This window comes from Oleiphilus sp. HI0128 (assembly GCF_001635365.1).
In genome coordinates, this window is sequence record NZ_LWGG01000591.1 from 1 (window position 1) to 601 (window position 601).

Genomic DNA, 601 nt, shown 5'->3' on the forward strand with positions numbered 1-601 from the left:
CAAAATATGGTAGGCCCTTTCGGTGGTGTGACGGCGGCTACGATCCTTCAAGCAGTGTTAGGTCACCCAGAAAGAGAAGGCATGCCGGTATCGATTACTATTAATTATATGGGGCCGATTGAAGATGATGAGTTGGTGGTCAAACCTGCTCTATTAAGAACTAACCGTTCCAACCAGCATTGGCGTGTAGATTTTTTGCAAGGCGATGTAATGCAGTGTTCTGCTAGTTGTGTTTTTGCTAAGCGAAATGAGACTTGGTCTAATGATGAAGTAAGGATGCCTTATGCACCAGATTTTGAAGAGGTGGATTCACTACCAAAATTTCCGGGCATGCCGAGCTGGGTAGACCAATACGATATGCGCTTTGTTTATGGTGCTCCTTTTCAGCCGCTAGTTAAGGGTAAACAAGCAAACCCCTCCGAGAGCCTCTTGTGGATTTCTGACAAGCCAGCAAGAAAGCTGGACTATGCCTCAGTAACAGCAATCTCTGACTCGTTCTTTCCACGAATTTTTGTTCGAAGACATAAGATCGTCCCAATGGGAACGGTTAGTTTAACGATTAATTTCCATATAACTGAAGATGAATTGTTGGGCTTGGAGG

The 601-nt window shown here is 44.6% G+C and carries 1 protein-coding gene; it reads left to right on the forward strand.

The genetic code is table 11. The features are described 5' to 3' along the window. A partial coding sequence (locus A3763_RS07150; RefSeq protein ID WP_068759963.1) for an acyl-CoA thioesterase II occupies positions 1 to 601 on the forward strand: 601 nt, incomplete at both ends.